The following is a 16,061-nucleotide window of genomic DNA, read 5'->3' as shown; positions in this document are numbered from 1 at the left end:
CGTACTACCCAGCAGTATGCCGATGAGCCCGACAAGTATCGTGGTTTGATTATCTGCGACGAGTGTAGAGAGAAAGCCTGGTTTGTTAAAAGCCATATCTTTGGCGATCGTGAACGCTCTGCTTATTTTTCTGCTCACCATAAAGAAGGTTGTAATGCCTCGACCATTGTACTGACCACAGATGACGATGAGAAAGATCAGCCAGACAATTCAACCTACAGAGTCGATTTAGACAAAAATAAAGGCGGCTCAATTCTTGTTGCTGAATCTGCCGAGAAATACAACGAAGAACCATCACCCTGGAAAAATACAAAAGGCCAACAAGTAATTGGGTCAAGTGGCTTTCCGACCGACAAATCATTAAGGCAACTTTTAACCCATCTTTGTCGCAATGCTAACTTTGCTGATGCTGGTCAAACCATCAAGATAGTTGCAGACTCCGGCAGAGTATTGCTGGAAGGTGAGTTAAAAACACTACTGGTTCACGTAACAGAAATTGCAGACACACATTTGGAGTCACTACATATTTTCTGGGGAAGAATTAACAACGTAAACGAGACAGAAGAAGAACTGTGGCTGAACATGGGCGACTACCGCAAAGAGCCCAGCATTTTGCTCGACAACGACTTAAAACGAAACTTACTAAACAACTTCAAACTCAAGGACATTGACGACCTGCAAGGTGCCGACTTTATCCTTGTTGGACACTGCGGCAAATCAGGGCACGGAAAATTTACATTGCGCTTTGGTATGACCAAGTATGTTTCCTTTAGGGTTTTCAGCATCAAAAATGAGGAATAACTTTGTTAGCTAATCTTGCTTCATACACAAGTAGATTTTATTCTTACGCTAAGACATCAGATATGTCTTGGACACAAATATCTATGAATGATCGACAAATCTGGGTAACACCAACATCATGATGAAAACCGTTCTCTTAGCTAAGTGGTATGTTGGATTGACTGCCATTTTTACATTGCTTATATCACTAGCGATCTTTCACGCTGTAGCTTCCGATAAAGATAATTTGCTAAAGAAATACGAGAACAAATACGCAATTCAAGAGTTTGATGAGCAACCTGACGCCAGAAATATAGCATCACTAAACAAATTGCATAGAGACGGACATATAATTCCTATAAACTCAATAATTGAGCATCAGAACTCTTTGTACGGAACAATAATAACTTTGCTCTTGTCTATAATTGCTCTTATGAGTGTATTTATATACTTTATAATTAAAAGATCGTCTGAAGCTGCGGCAATCGAAGAGACGAGAAAATCTACAGAAATTTATCTCGAACGATATTTACAGACATCTTCATTTAGCAGCGTTATTGATGATTCGTTAATGAGAAACTTGGGTTACCTTAGAGACGATATAGATGATATCAGTGCCAAGATTGAAAGCCATGACGAGTCAATAAACAAAATAAATTTGCATATAGAAGTAATTTCTCAAGCTGTATCATTGAACAGTGAGCCAGTAAATGAAGGAGAGATTGAAATTGCATCAGAGGCTAAATAATGGCATTTATTAGAGGTGCGAGTAAAAAAGATGTTCCATCACGAGTTGTACTTGAGAGTTCAAAAATTAGTAACGTTGATGACATGCTAATGTTTGCTGAAAGTAAGGGAATTCAGATGGAGCCTCTTGACCTTAATGAGATAGTTAATATTTTGGGTTTGAAGCTGACATTTGAACCATTACAAAATGATGTATCTGGCAGTCTATACAAAGATAAGATTGATGGATATTGGAGAATAAAGGTCAACTCGTTGCATCACCCCAATCGGCAGCGATTTACAATAGCACATGAAGTAGCACATTATATTCTTCATAGAAAAGACAGTACTGAGTTTAATGATTCAGAGTTTTTCAGAAATTCTGAACTTAATGCAATGGAAAAAGAAGCAAATAGCTTTGCCTCTGAAGTATTGATGCCTAGGGAAAAATTTATGGCGTATATAAAGAATATATCTAGCAAGATAGAGGATATAGCGTCCCACTTTCATGTGTCAGCTCAAGCGGTTCAGCTTCGAGCTAAAAGCTTAGGTTTAGCTGAGAGAGCTTAATGAGTAAAAAAATATATTATCCATTAGTTAAAACAAGAGATGCGGAAATAAAAGGCATAAGAAACCTTAGGGATGATGTAAAAGATTGCATAATTCCAGTTTTCGAATTGACGCGCTCTAGGATCTCACAAAAGACAAATCCTGATGGAGATATTCATAAACGAATGCGGCAAGTCTCTGAAGCAGTTGGAGATAGACAGTTCATTCTTGATATATGTACCAGCCCAAAATATTTGAATGTGCAACTGGAGCAATTACTAGTTCCAGATCATGGCTTTTATGAATGGCAGCAATTTCTGAAAGCATATTCCGATTTAAAAATAATACCTGCATTACACATTTATTCCGAAGATGACTTCTCTGAAGTAGTCAAATTTATACAGCAGATGTCTACAAGCTATAATGATTTTTCACTCAGACTACCTATAGACTTAGACGATCCCGACAAAATTGTCTCTGAAATAACTAGAGTAATGCCAAGTAAATGTACATTACACTTGTTATGGGACACTTCTATTGAAGAAAAGTTAATAACACAATCAAACTACTCTAAGTTTGCGGAAAACATATCTAGAAGTATCAATTCCATAAGCGAACACACATGTAGCATCTACCACATAATGACAGGAAGCTCCTTCCCACTAGTGCCGGCTGATCTAGGAGATGATGATAAAGGTAGTTTCCCTATATATGAAGAGATAATTTTTTCCACTCTTCAAAACAAATTTAGAGAAATAAAGTATGGTGATTATGGCTCTGTTTGCCCAAAACAAGTTGAGATGAAAGGTGGAACTTTCGTCCCGCGCATAGATATATCACTTAAAGATAGATTTATTTACAGACGATATCGAAGAGGAGAAGATGGAATAGGCGGATACAAACGGTGTGCAAATGAAATTGTACATAACTCCGAATATACGAGCTTGAACTGCTGGGCTGATGAACAAATAGCAAAAGCGCTAATTGAGCCCGAAGGTAAAAGCCCCGCATACTGGTTAGCTATTAGGGTAAATTATTACATTACTTCTAGAGTCAGATTAAGAAAGAACTGATATTAGACATTGCTTTTTTTGATAATAAACTTATGTCATCTGGTGTGACAATTTGACCTTTTTCTCTCTCGAAAATTTTTAATCGGGATTCGAGGTCTAGCGATATTTGCATTCTCGAATGAAACAGTGCATTTTTTAAGGTTAAGATATTAGATAAAGCATCAACAAGCTCCTCTTTCATCAACCCATTTGATTTTATTCCAACAGTAGTGCTTATAGATTTTAAGTGCCTAACATTTATTGTTGATAATATTGATTTTGGATCAAGACTCTTAATGATTTTTTCTTTTCTTTTTTTGATCAGCCTCCCATTCAAGAATAGGTAGATGCCTACATGTTCAGGTGCTAACTCTGTTGCCTTTTCTAAATGTTTTTCCTCCACAGCTATCGAAACATAATCAAAGTATTTACTGTAACTTGCTAATTGATTATATAAACGATCAAGACTATCTCTTGCACTTTTTATTTCCATGCAATGTAGCCGCTTGTTTAGCAGGCAAACCACATCAGCACGAGTCTCCCGATGATCAACTGCGATCTCGAATCCTATTCCATTAAGGTTCTTCGATGACTTAAGAAAATACTCCAAAACAATTTTTTTGAGATGAATTTCCCTCATCAAACACCTTATAAGTATCCAGCACATGTAGTTCATACAGATGCGAAATATACCGTTAAAGACCAATAGATCCAATCCAAAGTTATTATTTTTCCGCGACAAATGTCGCAGATTTTACTTGACCTTGGTGTGACATTTGTCGCACTCTAAAGGCATAGTGAAATCACAGATTCAATTTTATGCACCAACCTACTGCTCCTGAACTGGAAATTCTGAAGTTACTTTGGCTAAAGCAACCTCTTACTGCCCGTGAATTGCATGACGAACTGGAGTCTGTGTTGGGCTGGGGTTATTCCTCTACCCGCAAAACTTTGGAGCGGATGGGCGAAAAAGGTTTTGTGGCTTGTGAAACTTTGGGCAATAAAAACAGCTACAGAGCGCTACTGGATAAAATGCCCACGCTGGCGGCTTTTGCGCAGGATTTTGGCCGCAGAGTATTTGAACTGAATGGTCCTTTGCCTGTGGCTATGTTTGCCAACAGCAAGCTGGTGAATGCGGATGAAATAGCTGACTTAGAAAAACTGCTGGCCGATTTAGCCCAGCAGCAAAATGCGCCAAACAAAAACGGCGAGGCTTAAGATGGCTGAACAATTGTTGCTTTCTTTACTGCTTTGCAGCCTTTGGTCCGGATTGCTTTGGTTTGCAACTCAGCCTTTACTGAAGAAATTCAGCGCTTTACAGCATTGGCCTGCTTTGTATTGGTGCTTACTGATTTTAAGTTTTTTACCTCTGCTGCCTATGCCAGAGCTTTATCAACACTGGAGTATTCCGTCTGTACTGCTACAAGATACTTTGACTTCAGTGCAGGTTTTAGCTGCGCAACCGCAACATCCCAGCTTAGTGGAACCAGCGGTGAATACCGCGCTTTATTGGTATATCACCTTGAGTTTTGTATGTATTGTCAGCCTGTTACTGCTATGGCGCTTAGTGAAACAATGGCAGCAGGTACAGCACCTGATCGCTCAGGCAGAACAGGTAGATACAGCGTCATTACTAAGCCAAGCACAGCTTGAAGTCTTGCCTCAGCGTTTTGAAATTCGCCAAACCCAGGCTGCTGTTTCACCTTTTATTAGCGGCTGGAAGCATATAGTGTTGGTGCTACCTGCTTATATAGAGACTATGTCTGAACAGCAGCGCCAGTTATTGATAGAACACGAACTGGTTCATTTGCAACGACGCGACCCACAACAGCTTTTACTACTGCGTATTCTGGTGGCTTTATGTTGGTTTAACCCAATACTACGGCTGATTGAACAGGCCTTTATCCGCAGTATGGAGTTGGCAGTGGACAAAGCTGTACTTAAAAAGCAGCCAGAGCAAGCGCTGTTGTATGGCCAAACTCTGCTTTGCAGTTTAAAGCAGAGTCAGGCAGAGCAGATGCCTGCGCTGATGCCGGGTTTTATTCAAAACCAAGCAAGCCAAAGTTTTTACCAACAACGTTTGCAGCAGTTATTTCAGCCAGCTCCTGTGCTGTCCTTCTGGCAAAAATGGCGCGCTACAGCTGCGTTATGCAGCACCGCTTTACTACTGAATGTGGGCTGCGCTCAGCTTAGCTTCAGCTCACCGCCTGAAGAATGGGTATTGCCCGTTGGTAAAGTGCCGATCAATTCGTTTTATGGTGAAAAACACCCGTTTCGCAAAAACCGCCCACATCAGGGGTTGGATTTTGGCGCCAAACGTGGTGCCACAGTAAAAGCAGCGCAAAAAGGCAAAGTACTGATTGCCGACGACAAAAGCTTACATGACAGATATGGCAAAACTGTGTTGATTGACCATGGTCACGGTTATCAAACCTTGTACGCCCATCTGGATGATTTTTATATAAAACCAGGCCAGACGGTAGAACCAGGCCAGCCTATAGGCAAAGTGGGTTCTACAGGCCGGGTGACTGGGCCACATTTACATTTTGAATTGCTGGTTGACGGAAAACAGCAAGATCCAACTCCTTATTTAAAGTTGTAGCAGTTAAGGCAACCTGATGAAATTATTTATAAAAACTACCTTATGCAGCCTCTTGCTTTGCGTTTTTTCAACCTCAGCACAGTTTCAACAAACCGAACTGCTGCAAGGGCTGGATTTGCAATTTCGTGTGCAACTGAATAAAGCCAAAGTGCCGGGCGGAGCTTATGCTGTAGTGCGTGGCAACCAGATTATTGCCACCGGCAGTTATGGTGTACGGGCTATGGGCAAACCGGACAAAATTGATGCAGATACTGTGTTCCGGCTGGCCTCAGTATCGAAAACCTTTACCGGGGGCATCAGCGTATTGGCGGCGCAGCAAGGTAAAGTAAATTTAGATTTGCCGCTGATTAATTATGTACCTGAATTTAAATTAAAAACCGCTGCTGCTACCCGGCAAATTAAAGTAGATCAGGTACTTAGCCAAAGCACGGGATTAATGCCTCATGCTTATGAAAATATGCTGGAAGACAAACAAACGCCGGAGCAAATTTTACCTAAATTTCGGGAACTTGACCCAGGCTGTAAACCCGGTACTTGTTACAGCTACCAGAACATTGTGTTTGCTTTGTTGGATCAGGTTCTCAATCGTGGTACAGGTCAAAGCTACGAAGAATTATTGCCCGAACGTATTTTTAAACCTCTGCAAATGAGCACAGCTTCGGTGGGCTATGCTCCTTTTTTAGCCACTGAAAACAAGGCCATGCCACATAAAAGAGGCGGCAAAGGCTGGCGTCCTGTCAAAATCGACCCGAACTTTTATTGGGTCAATCCAGCCGCCGGCGTGAATGCCAGCGTCAATGATATGGCCAAGTACCTGATTGCGATGTTGGGGCATAAACCCGGCGTATTCAGCGCTGAAGCTTTAGCTCAGTTGCAACAACCTATGGTGAAGTTACGCGGCAAACCTCGCTGGCCGGTGTGGCAACAATTCAAGCAGGTATCAAGCTGGTATGGCCGTGGTTGGCGTGTGATCCAATACGATGAAAACAAACTGTTTTATCACGGTGGTGTCGTCGATGGTTTCCGGCCTTACATCGCGTATTCACCAGAGCAGGACATAGGTTTAGTGCTGCTGACCAATGCCGAAGCCGATATCACAGGAGATTTAGCCAAATGGTTCTGGCAACAGGTTTTAAGTACTTAGGTTGAACTCAGAGGCTGAGACACCTCTTATCGGCAATATTGCCAAAACAGGGTGTAGCTGCTGTAATGCTTTTATCTTGACTCAGGCGAGGCTGTTATGGAAATTCTGGATTTATCCGCTTTAGCTTTGGCTTGCAAGTCCTTGTCTGAAGCAGTGCAGGACAGCAAAAATCAGAGTTTTATTGCTGGCTTATCTGAAAGCCAGAAACGTCTGGTCGTGGCTGGAGTTATCCAGAACTTTGAGTTTTGTTATGAGCTTTGCGTCAAAATGATCAAACGCCAACTGGAGCAGGACGCAGCGGCTTTAAGCGATATAGACCAGTATTCTTTTCGGGATTTGATTCGTACCGCCATGGAAAAAGGTTTGTTGGACGACCCTGAACTCTGGTTTGAATTCAGGCGGCAACGCAATATCACGTCTCACACTTATGATCAGGACAAAGCATCAGTTGTGTATCAGGCCGCTTTGAATTTTGAGACTCAGGCTTTATCTGTACTGCAGCGGTTGCAGCAGCGTAATGCTTAATCTGTCAGATGCTCAGTTGTCGTTGTTGCGACAATTGCTCAGCAACCATGTACCTGATGTTAGGGTTTGGGCTTTTGGTTCCAGAGTCAAAGGTACGGCCAAAGCATGGTCTGATTTAGACTTAGCTCTCGTAGCGAAGCAGGTTTTGCCGCCACAACAACTATTTAAACTGCAGGATGCGCTGGAAGAATCCGACTTACCTTTTAAGGTCGATCTGGTGGACTGGCATGATATTTCGGCCGAGTTTCAACAGCTAATCCTGAAAAATTATCAGGTTATCCAATAAATAAGCTTAATAAGGTGAATGATGAAATTACTACAAAAGCTGTTTTTGAGCACCACACTGACACTGCTTACCTTTAGCGCTTCAGCAAGCACTTTTGGTGGTGTTGTCGATAAAACCAAACTGGTTGAGGTTGCTGATATTCTGGCGAAACCACAAAGTTACCTGCAGCAACAAGTAACGGTCAAAGGCACTGTGGAAGCGGTCTGCAAGAAAAAAGGCTGCTGGATGCAATTTGCGGCCGATGCTAATCAGCCGACTTTTCGCATTAAAGTAAGAGACGGCGATATGGTGTTTCCGGTCAGCGCCAAAGGTAAAACTGCTTACGCCAGTGGCAAGCTGGACCCTATCGAAATGGATTTAGAATCAACCCGCGAATACTTGGCGCATAAAGCCGAAGAACAAGGCGAAGCCTTTGATCCAACAAGCGTTACTGAAGCCATCACTTTGTATCAGTTAGTGCCTGTCGCTGTTGAGATTGCAGATTAATAATGGTAGGGACGACCTTTTTGGTCGTCCGGAACGAACATGAGCACTCAAGAGTTGCATTTTCAGCCCAACAGCAGCTTGATGGCTTTGGGCTTTAGCCAGCATCTGCCCTCTGAGCAGCTAAAACCCTGGGTGCAGCAGTACTGGACCATACAGGTTCCAGAACAAATAGATATCACACAACCTTATCCACAATATCCGGATGGCGGCAGCAATCTGACCTTTGAATTCCTGCCAAACCAGCTACCCTCGGCCTATCTCCACTATAGCCAGCAATTAAACCATAGTTCATTTTTGCCAGGCCAGCATCTGCTGAGTGTGCGTTTCCTTGCCACAGGAGCTTTTCAGTTATTGGGCGTGAGTCCTGCAGAGCTGACGAAAGCAGCATTGGATATTCGCTTGTGCAATCTGGTGGGCCTGGACTGGTTATTGGATCAACTGGCGAACAGCCCCAATCTGCCAGCCCGGCTTACGGCTATTGAATGTTGGTTATTACATTTGGCCGAACAGAGAGTGTCAAATGCAACTTTGGTGCAAAAAAGTCTGGCACTATTGAAGCAACCAGCCGCCGATTTGCAGCACTTGTACAGCCAACTACCAAAAAGCCGCCGACAATTTGAACGCTTATTTAAGCTGGAAACAGGTTTATCACCTGCGCAATTACAGCTGCTGTTTAAAGTAAAACTGGCGAGATTTTTAATCAGCAACAACCCGCTTATTGACTTAGCCAGTGTGGCGCAACAAGCTGGTTTTTATGATCAGGCTCATATGCATCAGCATTTTGTCCGCATCACAGGCCAAACCCCTGGTCAGTATAAAAAACGTAAGATGTCGCAATTCTCCAATTCAGCCTGATCGTTGGCTCGTACACTAAACACCTCAACTAACGGAGGTGTTTATGTCAAAACGTATTAGTCGTACTGCTGTGTATCAAGGTCAGCCAGCCATAGTGCAGCATCTGGTCGGTCTGGCCAAAGCAGCCGAAGATTCTGGTTTGGATAAAAGCCTGATCCACTTAATGAAAATTCGTGCTTCCCAGTTAAACGGCTGCGCTTTTTGCCAGCATATGCATGCCAATGAAGCGAGAAAAGATGGTGAACAACAACATCGGCTGGATGTATTGCCGTCATGGCAGGAAGTGAAATCTGCTTTTACAGCCCGTGAGCAAGCAGCGTTAAGCTGGACTGAAGCTTTAACTTTAGTGGCAGGTAAAGGGGTGTCGGATCAGGATTATGCCACTGTCGCAGCAGAATACTCAGATCAGGAAATTCTGAACCTGACGGCGCTGATCGTCACCATCAACAGCTGGAACCGTATCGCAGTGGCCTTTCATTTTCAGCCTGAGTTTTAAAGCGTTATCGAATAGACGGGCGGGCACCAGGCCCGCTCCATGTTTTTAGCTTTACACCAGTTCCAGTTCTTGCGGCTCTTTCAAAAAATAGAACGCAAGCAACAACAGAGCCACAGGAAACAGAAAAATAGTACCTGGGCTTAAGAAAACGCTGAACTGCAAAACACAACAAACCAACAGCACCACGGCAAAACATTTTAACAGGCCAGAAGCCGCGGTTCGCTTTAACAACAACACAATAGCCAACACAAATGCAACTACGGCATAGGCGAACAAAATACCAAGTGCCACAGCCACTGTAGTTTCAGCGATCATGCTAAGTTGTGCATCCGGCATCACGCCACCTGAAAACACGATCACCAGATCTACCACTACTGTGGCGTGAAAGGCCACAACCAGCAAGGTCATCACAAGTAACAACACAGCTGCCGACCCCGACTGCAAACGTTCTGCAAAACTACGACGTAAACTCAGGTACACATAGACCTCAAGTGCGCCTATCAGCACAAAAGCCAAATCTGACCAGCTGAGTTTCAGCAGGTCCGCTTTATAGACTTCCATAAAGTTCTCTGAACTCAGATGAAAAATAGATAACCAGTACACCGGAAAACACAGCGCCAACAACAAAGCCGCAATGCCGGGCCACAGATACTCATGATTTCGCATAAAACCTCCTGTTTAACTCAAATGCCGTTTTTGTCTTTCGCAGAGTCATCGGCAACATATTGCAAAATATCGCCAGGCTGACAGCTCAGAGCCTGACAAATGGCGGCCAGCGTACTAAAGCGGATAGCCTTTACCTTGCCGGTTTTTAGCAATGACAGATTGGTCATGGACACCCCAACCTGTTGCGATAACTCGGTAAGCGACATCTTCTTTTTCGCCAGTTCTATATCGAGATTAATTTGTATGTTCATAGAAGTTGAATCTAGCCGACAATTTTATGATGATCAACTATTTTTTTATGTTTATCGTAAAAAATTAGTATAGCAAGTGATGAACTAAGTCCAGGACTGAACCTGAGCAGAGGGTGAAGATGCAGTTTTACAGCCATCTAACGTAAACGGACGGACGGGCGGGGATAAACCCCGCCCCTACAACTTATTGATTTTAATCAGAATTATTGTAGGGGCGACCTTTATGGTCGCCCGCAGCCATGACTACGCAGCGTCTCCGACATCCACCACCCGGCGCTGCATTTGCACCAGCGTGATTAAATAACAGATGACTGTGACTAAAGCGGCAGAGGTAATGGAATTCAGCGGCAACCATAAAAAAGCAGCAAAGAGGCCAAAAGCACGCATCAATAAATGCTGTAAACCCAGCTTGTGTTGGATGATCCAGCCGTATAAAGGCCAGTGAATGGCTAAAGCTAAAGCCAGACTAAAAGGCACCAGTTTGGGTTGAGCGAACAGCAAAATAATATGCAAAACCCAGAGTGAGTTGGCCATAATGACACCTGTCAGCATCAGCTTGCCCAAGATATGGCCTTTCATAAACATATCTTCGTTGCGCCATTTGGCAAACAATAATGCCAGCGGAAAAATAGCGCCTGAACCAAACAACATCACCAGCAATACGGTGTTAAAAGGCAACAGCAGGCTAAGCACCAGCACCACTGACCAAAACACTGTGCCAGCTAAGGGCATAGACATTGACTTGTTACTGCGCTGTTCAAAATCCTGCCGAAGCTGGTTTAAAGTAAGTTCCATCACACACTCCTTGTTTAACATTATGTAAACAAACTAGTGCGCAATGATGCAGCTGTCAAATTTTAAATTGTTGATTTAAAAGGAACAATCAGACTTCCGGTCGACGCCACAACCAAATAGCAACACAGCAAAGAAAAGGTGGTAACAGCAGTTTGAGCAAAAAAGGAGCAGGGGATAGCAGTAACATAACAACAGACAACGACATCATGCCTAGCGCCATATATTTGGCTTTACGAGGTACAGCGCCATGTTCACGCCAGCGCTTTAATGGCGGACCAAAACTGGGATGCGCCAATAACCAGAGTTCTAAACGGGGCCAGCCTTTGCCTGCAGACCAGGCAGACACCAATAAAAAAGGCACTGTGGGTAAACCAGGCAGCACCACACCTATTAAACCAAGCAGTAAACTAATGCAGGCCAATAAACGCCAGAAAGACACTGTCAGCAGCTTTAACATAACAACTTTACCGCTTTACTGAGTTACCGCTCTAGCGGATCCAGCCTTTGCTGATGGTACGGAAGTTATCTGTACCGGCTTTATCCAGCCACTCAAAGGCTAGCATTTCTTTACTGATAATTTGTGCACCAGCTTGCTGTAAACGCAATAACGCCAGTTGACGGTTTTGCTCAGTACGGGAGCCGACAGCTTCCTCAACTATAAACACCTGATAACCGGCAGCTAAGGCATCCATAGCGCTTTGCAGCACACACACATGAGTTTCGGTGCCAATAATCACCAACTGCGTTTTGCCACTTAGCTTTAAACGCTCAGCAATCAGAGGTTCACGCAAGGCGCTGAAATGGATTTTTTCCATCACATGGTCTTCAGGCACTAACTCAGCTAAAGCAGCCAAGGTAACACCCAAACCTTGTGGATATTGTTCGGTAGCAAGCACTGGCACGCCAAGCTGCACAGCAATTTGTAATACCCAGGCAGCAGCTTGTTCTACTTCTTTGCCTTGATCGATCACAGGAGCCAGTTTTTCCTGCATATCAATCAGCAGAACCAGACTATCACTTTGCTTCACCAACATATCCTGCTCCCCACCTGAAGTATCAGGCGTTGTTAATCCGGTTCATTGGCGGCCTGTTGCCGTTCTTTGCGCTCTTGCATTTCAGCAAAAGCGGCGTTGATTTCATCCAGCACAGCACCGACATCAGCGGCCTGTTCTGCTTCAGCGAATTCGCCTGTCAGTTCGGTATTTGGATTTAAATTACCAGCTTCAAATAAAGCCCAGATTTCTTTGGCATATTTGGTAGCGGCAAGTTCAGGTGCAAACTGAGCGTAATACTGGGTAATGTTATTCACATCCCGCTCCAACATCCACTGTGCATTGTTATTGGCAGCAGCGTCTACGGCTTGCGGTAAGTCGATAATGACAGGACCTTGTGGGTCCTGTAGGACGTTAAATTCGGATAAGTCGCCATGCACTAAACCTACGGACAACATGCGCAGAATATCCTGCATCATGGTTTTGTGGTCACGACGAGCTTGTTCGGCGGTCAGCTGAATATCATTGAGGCGAGGGGCAACATCACCTTCGGCATCTAAAATCAATTCCATCAGCAAAATGCCGTCAAAGCAGCCATAAGGCACAGGCACCCGTACACCAGCGTCGGCCAGTTTGTACAAAGCATCAACTTCAGCGTTTTGCCAGCTTTCTTCGGCTTGTTCACGCCCAAAGCTCGAACCCTTTTCCATAGCCCGGGCTCGTCTGGAACTGCGTACTTTACGCCCTTCCTGATACTGCACTGCTTTTTTAAAGCTGCGCTGACTGGCGTCTTTATAAACTTTGGCGCAGCGAATATCGTCCCCGCAACGTACCACGTATACGGAGGCTTCTTTGCCACTCATCAGTGGCCTGAGTACTTCATCCACCAGACCTTCGTCGATCAGCGGCTGAATGCGTTTTGGAGTTTTCATTGCGCACTTATACCTTGTTTAACGCAGGGGTAAAAGAGTAAATCCGGATTTTTATCAAGGCAAAGAAACAGCCGCTGATTAAGGCGGCTTTTCAGAGGGAAAGTTCAATTAGTACTTAATGCTGCAACCATAAGGCTTAGTCACTGCCGGGTTGGCCGGATTACCTGCCAATACAGCTGTTAAGGCGTCAGAAAAATAGGGTGTGGCTTTAGCAATGTCATCCACTTTGGCTGACGGAATGCTGTCGATGCCGCCCATATATTGCAATACACCTTTTTTATCAATTACATACATATGAGGTGTGGTTTTGGCATCATAAGCTTTACCTGTGACACCTGTTTCATCAAATAAAACGGCATCCGGAGTTGCATTACGGCTGCTGGTCAGCTCATCCGCTTTAGCTGGAGTCACATGGCCTTGTTTACCCGGAGCTGATGAAATCACTGTCAACCAGACCACATCATCAGTACCAAACTGTTTTTGTAAGCCCTGCATGTTGCCGCTGTAATGTTTAACCACAAAAGGACAATCGTGATTGGTCCATTCCAGCACTACAGTTTTGCCAGCAAAGTCGGCTAACGAATGGCTCTGACCTTTGCTGTCAGTCAGGTTGAATGCCGGTGCGGCCTGACCGACTTGAGGTGCGGCAAACAAAGTGCCTGCAAAAAATAATGCAGATAAACTTAAAGCAAGCTTGAGTTTCATGGTTTAACTCCTGTGGCTATCGACTAGTAATTAAGGGTTGTTTACTGCTCAATTGCTCTAACGCCTGACGCAATGAATCCGGCGTTAAAATTTGGGGTAAAATTTCCGGCGGCTGTCCTGGCCAATACAACACATACAAAGGCACACCATCGCGCTGGAACTGGCGTAAGTAGGCACTAATGGCCGGGTCTTTATTAGTCCAGTCGCCTTTTAAATAAGTCAGGTTATACAATGCCATAGCCGCTTTGCTGCTGTCTGTGTTGAGTGCCACACGTTCATTCACTAAACAAGTGATACACCAGTCGGCTGTCATGTTCACCAGTACAGGTTTTCCCTCCTGCACCAGTTGCTTTAAGCGTTGTTCTGACCAGGCTTCGGCATGATCAGTTTGTGTAATCTTCTGAGCCGCAGGCTGTGGATACCAGAGTAAAGCCACGGAGCCAGCCACAAGAAACAAGGCTATCAGACTGCTGACTTTACCGGCTTGTTGCAGTTGCTGCTGCCCCCACAACCAGCACGCCGCACCCATTAATACCAGCCCTACCAAAGCCAAAGCTAAGGCATCTAAACCTTGCTGACGGCCATAAACCCACAACAGCCAGACCGCACTTAAATACAAAGGATAGGCCAGCCATTGCTTTAGCTTTTCCATCCAAAGCCCAGGTTTAGGCAGCACAGCAGCAAAACCAGGCCACCAGGCCAATAGCAGGAAAGGCAACGCCATACCCAAACCTAACGCAGCAAAAATAGCCAAAGCCGCCAACGCAGGCTGAGTGGCGGCATAACCTAAAGCCGTGCCCATAAAAGGCGCTGTGCAAGGGCTGGCCACTACTACAGCCAACACACCGGTAAAAAACGAACCTTTATGACCTTGCTTTTGCGTCAGTTGCTGGCCTGAATTCATCCAGCCTGAGCCCAGTTGCATCACACCAGATAAACTTAAACCTAAAATAAACAACAGATAAGCCAACAGGCCTACGATCAACGGATTCTGTAATTGGAAGCCCCAACCAGCAGCCTGACCTGCAGTCCGGAACAGCAACAGTACCGCAGCTAACAACACAAAACTAATGATGACACCAGCGCTGTACCATAAGGCTTCAGCTTTGATCTGCGGTGTCGAATTCTGGCCATTGGCCAGACTTAAAGCTTTTAATGACAACACGGGGAATACGCACGGCATCAGGTTCAGGATCAAACCACCCAAAGCGGCCAGCAGCAACATTGCCAACCAATCCAGCAGGCTGAAGCTGGCCAGACTGAGTTCTGAGCTAACTGGCACGCCTTCGTGCTGTAGCTGCAGCAATACAGGGCCTGCCACAGTATTTAACACCAGTTCAAACTGGGCTGGCGTCTGGCTGAAGTAAGTGTTTTTCTGCTGGCGTAATAACAATTCGCCGTCAACCCAATCCATTTCCTGTGGCGCGGCATGATCGACCAGCTCGGGTGCTGAGACAAAAAAAGCCGATACTTTTAAGTCTTCCGGCATCTGCACAACAGCGGAAAACTTCTGATTTTGCACATCATAACGGCCTTGCAGCGACACTGGCTTTGGTTGCTTCTGGCTGGCTTGCTCAAAGAGTTGTTTGTAGTCACGTGCTTCAATAGCGGTTTGTGTGACAGGTAAATTCAACTCAAAACTGGCCTCTGCCGGAATACAAATTTCTTTGCACACCAACCAGTCCACTTTGGCTTTGATGGGGAGTTGAGACTGTTTGAAATCGGCAGGAATAGTGAGTTCCGACACTAAAATAGTGGGGCCTTCAAAACCGTAATTGACCAGTGGGGGTACTGCAATTGCCATAGGAGCCGGCCACTGGATATCGTCAGCTGTCACGCCTTCGGGCAAAGTCCAGTCAATACTGGTGGCTAAGCCGGAATCTCCGGGGTTTTGCCAATAGGTATGCCAATGGTCATCCGGAATAAAATGCAGCGCCAGTTTAAATGTCTGCCCGGGCATCAGGTCCTGATGATCGCTGACCAGCTCTGCTTTTAAATGGCTGGCCTTGACCCAACCACTGGTTTGAGCCTGAACAGTGCCAGCCGCCAGCAGCAGTAAAACAGCAGAGAAAAAGAGTCTCAAAAACAAAGTCATCTGTTAAATTTTAAACCTGCATACCAAGATGTTTTTAGTGTACGGCATTCCCGCAGCAGGGATCAGCCGTCAAACGCAGCTGGCTGGGTTTCTACCTCAGCCAGCAAACAGACAGGGCCATGTT

General features: G+C 44.7%; 21 protein-coding genes. 12 read left to right on the top strand and 9 right to left on the bottom strand.

The window, feature by feature from the left end; all coding sequences use genetic code 11:
* The 4 genes from LSG37_RS12720 to LSG37_RS12705 form a co-directional block, all read left to right on the top strand.
* On the top strand, nt 1–801 hold an 801-nt coding region (locus tag LSG37_RS12720; RefSeq protein ID WP_233080233.1), incomplete at its 5' end, for a hypothetical protein.
* Nucleotides 802–919: 118 nt separating this feature from the next.
* A complete protein-coding gene (locus tag LSG37_RS12715) occupies nt 920–1,528 on the top strand; it encodes a hypothetical protein (protein ID WP_233080232.1) in 609 nt (202 codons plus the stop codon).
* Nucleotides 1,528–2,076, top strand: coding sequence for an ImmA/IrrE family metallo-endopeptidase (locus tag LSG37_RS12710; RefSeq protein WP_233080231.1), 549 nt, complete (start codon nt 1,528–1,530; stop codon nt 2,074–2,076). The genes LSG37_RS12715 and LSG37_RS12710 overlap by 1 nt, the downstream gene beginning before the upstream one ends.
* Nucleotides 2,076–3,128: a beta family protein gene (locus LSG37_RS12705; RefSeq protein ID WP_233080230.1), complete on the top strand. Its 1,053-nt coding sequence runs from the start codon at nt 2,076–2,078 to the stop codon at nt 3,126–3,128. The genes LSG37_RS12710 and LSG37_RS12705 overlap by 1 nt, the downstream gene beginning before the upstream one ends.
* Here LSG37_RS12705 and LSG37_RS12700 read toward each other — a convergent pair.
* Nucleotides 3,109–3,747 (bottom strand): sce7726 family protein, encoded by a 639-nt coding sequence (locus LSG37_RS12700; protein ID WP_233080229.1) that lies wholly within the window; start codon nt 3,745–3,747, stop codon nt 3,109–3,111. The genes LSG37_RS12705 and LSG37_RS12700 overlap by 20 nt on opposite strands.
* 179 nt (nt 3,748–3,926) lie before the next feature.
* Between LSG37_RS12700 and LSG37_RS12695 the strand changes: the two genes are divergently transcribed.
* From LSG37_RS12695 to LSG37_RS12660, 8 genes are all read left to right on the top strand, one after another.
* Entirely contained in the window at nt 3,927–4,325 is a 399-nt protein-coding gene (locus LSG37_RS12695; RefSeq protein WP_233080228.1) for a BlaI/MecI/CopY family transcriptional regulator, read from the top strand.
* 1 nt (nt 4,326) lies between these two features.
* Nucleotides 4,327–5,709 (top strand): M23/M56 family metallopeptidase, encoded by a 1,383-nt coding sequence (locus LSG37_RS12690; RefSeq protein ID WP_233080227.1) that lies wholly within the window; start codon nt 4,327–4,329, stop codon nt 5,707–5,709.
* A 16-nt stretch (nt 5,710–5,725) separates the two neighbouring features.
* The gene (locus LSG37_RS12685; protein WP_233080226.1) at nt 5,726–6,853 is read left to right on the top strand and encodes a serine hydrolase domain-containing protein; all 1,128 of its coding nucleotides are present in this window, start codon (nt 5,726–5,728) and stop codon (nt 6,851–6,853) included.
* A 96-nt stretch (nt 6,854–6,949) separates the two neighbouring features.
* Nucleotides 6,950–7,378, top strand: coding sequence for a nucleotidyltransferase substrate binding protein (locus LSG37_RS12680; protein ID WP_233080225.1), 429 nt, complete (start codon nt 6,950–6,952; stop codon nt 7,376–7,378).
* Entirely contained in the window at nt 7,371–7,664 is a 294-nt protein-coding gene (locus LSG37_RS12675) for a nucleotidyltransferase family protein (protein WP_233080224.1), read from the top strand. Before LSG37_RS12680 ends, LSG37_RS12675 begins: the two co-directional genes overlap by 8 nt.
* Nucleotides 7,665–7,685: 21 nt before the next feature.
* A complete protein-coding gene (locus LSG37_RS12670; RefSeq protein WP_233080223.1) occupies nt 7,686–8,150 on the top strand; it encodes a DUF4920 domain-containing protein in 465 nt (154 codons plus the stop codon).
* A 39-nt stretch (nt 8,151–8,189) separates the two neighbouring features.
* Nucleotides 8,190–9,005 (top strand): helix-turn-helix domain-containing protein, encoded by an 816-nt coding sequence (locus LSG37_RS12665; protein ID WP_233080222.1) that lies wholly within the window; start codon nt 8,190–8,192, stop codon nt 9,003–9,005.
* Between the two features lie 43 nt (nt 9,006–9,048).
* Nucleotides 9,049–9,501, top strand: coding sequence for a carboxymuconolactone decarboxylase family protein (locus LSG37_RS12660; RefSeq protein ID WP_233080221.1), 453 nt, complete (start codon nt 9,049–9,051; stop codon nt 9,499–9,501).
* Between the two features lie 51 nt (nt 9,502–9,552).
* Here the strand turns inward: LSG37_RS12660 and LSG37_RS12655 are convergent, their stop codons facing one another.
* From LSG37_RS12655 to LSG37_RS12620, 8 genes are all read right to left on the bottom strand, one after another.
* Nucleotides 9,553–10,167: a hypothetical protein gene (locus LSG37_RS12655; protein ID WP_233080220.1), complete on the bottom strand. Its 615-nt coding sequence runs from the start codon at nt 10,165–10,167 to the stop codon at nt 9,553–9,555.
* A gap of 17 nt (nt 10,168–10,184) precedes the next feature.
* Nucleotides 10,185–10,418, bottom strand: coding sequence for a helix-turn-helix domain-containing protein (locus LSG37_RS12650; RefSeq protein ID WP_127685227.1), 234 nt, complete (start codon nt 10,416–10,418; stop codon nt 10,185–10,187).
* 243 nt (nt 10,419–10,661) lie between these two features.
* Nucleotides 10,662–11,213, bottom strand: coding sequence for a DUF7010 family protein (locus tag LSG37_RS12645; protein WP_233080219.1), 552 nt, complete (start codon nt 11,211–11,213; stop codon nt 10,662–10,664).
* 88 nt (nt 11,214–11,301) lie between these two features.
* On the bottom strand, nt 11,302–11,670 hold the full coding sequence (locus tag LSG37_RS12640; RefSeq protein WP_233080218.1) for a YbaN family protein: 369 nt from the start codon (nt 11,668–11,670) through the stop codon (nt 11,302–11,304).
* A gap of 31 nt (nt 11,671–11,701) precedes the next feature.
* Nucleotides 11,702–12,247 (bottom strand): isochorismatase family protein, encoded by a 546-nt coding sequence (locus tag LSG37_RS12635; RefSeq protein ID WP_233080217.1) that lies wholly within the window; start codon nt 12,245–12,247, stop codon nt 11,702–11,704.
* Between the two features lie 32 nt (nt 12,248–12,279).
* Entirely contained in the window at nt 12,280–13,137 is an 858-nt protein-coding gene (locus LSG37_RS12630; RefSeq protein ID WP_233010909.1) for a PA4780 family RIO1-like protein kinase, read from the bottom strand.
* Between the two features lie 108 nt (nt 13,138–13,245).
* Nucleotides 13,246–13,842, bottom strand: a complete 597-nt coding sequence (locus LSG37_RS12625) for a thioredoxin family protein (protein ID WP_233080216.1) — start codon at nt 13,840–13,842, stop codon at nt 13,246–13,248.
* 16 nt (nt 13,843–13,858) lie between these two features.
* Entirely contained in the window at nt 13,859–15,937 is a 2,079-nt protein-coding gene (locus LSG37_RS12620; RefSeq protein ID WP_233080215.1) for a protein-disulfide reductase DsbD family protein, read from the bottom strand.
* Nucleotides 15,938–16,061: the final 124 nt, after the last annotated feature.

Source organism: Rheinheimera soli, assembly GCF_021290985.1.
In the GTDB taxonomy this organism is placed as follows: domain Bacteria; phylum Pseudomonadota; class Gammaproteobacteria; order Enterobacterales; family Alteromonadaceae; genus Pararheinheimera; species Pararheinheimera soli.
The sequence above is the reverse complement of the archived record's forward strand: the minus strand, read 5'-3'. Positions and strand labels throughout refer to the sequence as shown.

Bases quoted from the DNA above. Each gene is read 5' to 3' on its own strand.
- LSG37_RS12700 (WP_233080229.1), bottom strand. From the start codon at position 3,747: ATGAGGGAAATTCATCTCAAAAAAATTGTTTTGGAGTATTTTCTTAAG.
- LSG37_RS12620 (WP_233080215.1), bottom strand. From the start codon at position 15,937: ATGACTTTGTTTTTGAGACTCTTTTTCTCTGCTGTTTTACTGCTGCTG.
- LSG37_RS12670 (WP_233080223.1), top strand. From the start codon at position 7,686: ATGAAATTACTACAAAAGCTGTTTTTGAGCACCACACTGACACTGCTT.
- LSG37_RS12695 (WP_233080228.1), top strand. From the start codon at position 3,927: ATGCACCAACCTACTGCTCCTGAACTGGAAATTCTGAAGTTACTTTGG.
- LSG37_RS12680 (WP_233080225.1), top strand. From the start codon at position 6,950: ATGGAAATTCTGGATTTATCCGCTTTAGCTTTGGCTTGCAAGTCCTTG.
- LSG37_RS12655 (WP_233080220.1), bottom strand. From the start codon at position 10,167: ATGCGAAATCATGAGTATCTGTGGCCCGGCATTGCGGCTTTGTTGTTG.
- LSG37_RS12690 (WP_233080227.1), top strand. From the start codon at position 4,327: ATGGCTGAACAATTGTTGCTTTCTTTACTGCTTTGCAGCCTTTGGTCC.
- LSG37_RS12675 (WP_233080224.1), top strand. From the start codon at position 7,371: ATGCTTAATCTGTCAGATGCTCAGTTGTCGTTGTTGCGACAATTGCTC.
- LSG37_RS12625 (WP_233080216.1), bottom strand. From the start codon at position 13,842: ATGAAACTCAAGCTTGCTTTAAGTTTATCTGCATTATTTTTTGCAGGC.
- LSG37_RS12715 (WP_233080232.1), top strand. From the start codon at position 920: ATGATGAAAACCGTTCTCTTAGCTAAGTGGTATGTTGGATTGACTGCC.
- LSG37_RS12640 (WP_233080218.1), bottom strand. From the start codon at position 11,670: ATGTTAAAGCTGCTGACAGTGTCTTTCTGGCGTTTATTGGCCTGCATT.
- LSG37_RS12630 (WP_233010909.1), bottom strand. From the start codon at position 13,137: ATGAAAACTCCAAAACGCATTCAGCCGCTGATCGACGAAGGTCTGGTG.
- LSG37_RS12635 (WP_233080217.1), bottom strand. From the start codon at position 12,247: ATGTTGGTGAAGCAAAGTGATAGTCTGGTTCTGCTGATTGATATGCAG.
- LSG37_RS12650 (WP_127685227.1), bottom strand. From the start codon at position 10,418: ATGAACATACAAATTAATCTCGATATAGAACTGGCGAAAAAGAAGATG.
- LSG37_RS12685 (WP_233080226.1), top strand. From the start codon at position 5,726: ATGAAATTATTTATAAAAACTACCTTATGCAGCCTCTTGCTTTGCGTT.
- LSG37_RS12660 (WP_233080221.1), top strand. From the start codon at position 9,049: ATGTCAAAACGTATTAGTCGTACTGCTGTGTATCAAGGTCAGCCAGCC.
- LSG37_RS12710 (WP_233080231.1), top strand. From the start codon at position 1,528: ATGGCATTTATTAGAGGTGCGAGTAAAAAAGATGTTCCATCACGAGTT.
- LSG37_RS12705 (WP_233080230.1), top strand. From the start codon at position 2,076: ATGAGTAAAAAAATATATTATCCATTAGTTAAAACAAGAGATGCGGAA.
- LSG37_RS12665 (WP_233080222.1), top strand. From the start codon at position 8,190: ATGAGCACTCAAGAGTTGCATTTTCAGCCCAACAGCAGCTTGATGGCT.
- LSG37_RS12645 (WP_233080219.1), bottom strand. From the start codon at position 11,213: ATGGAACTTACTTTAAACCAGCTTCGGCAGGATTTTGAACAGCGCAGT.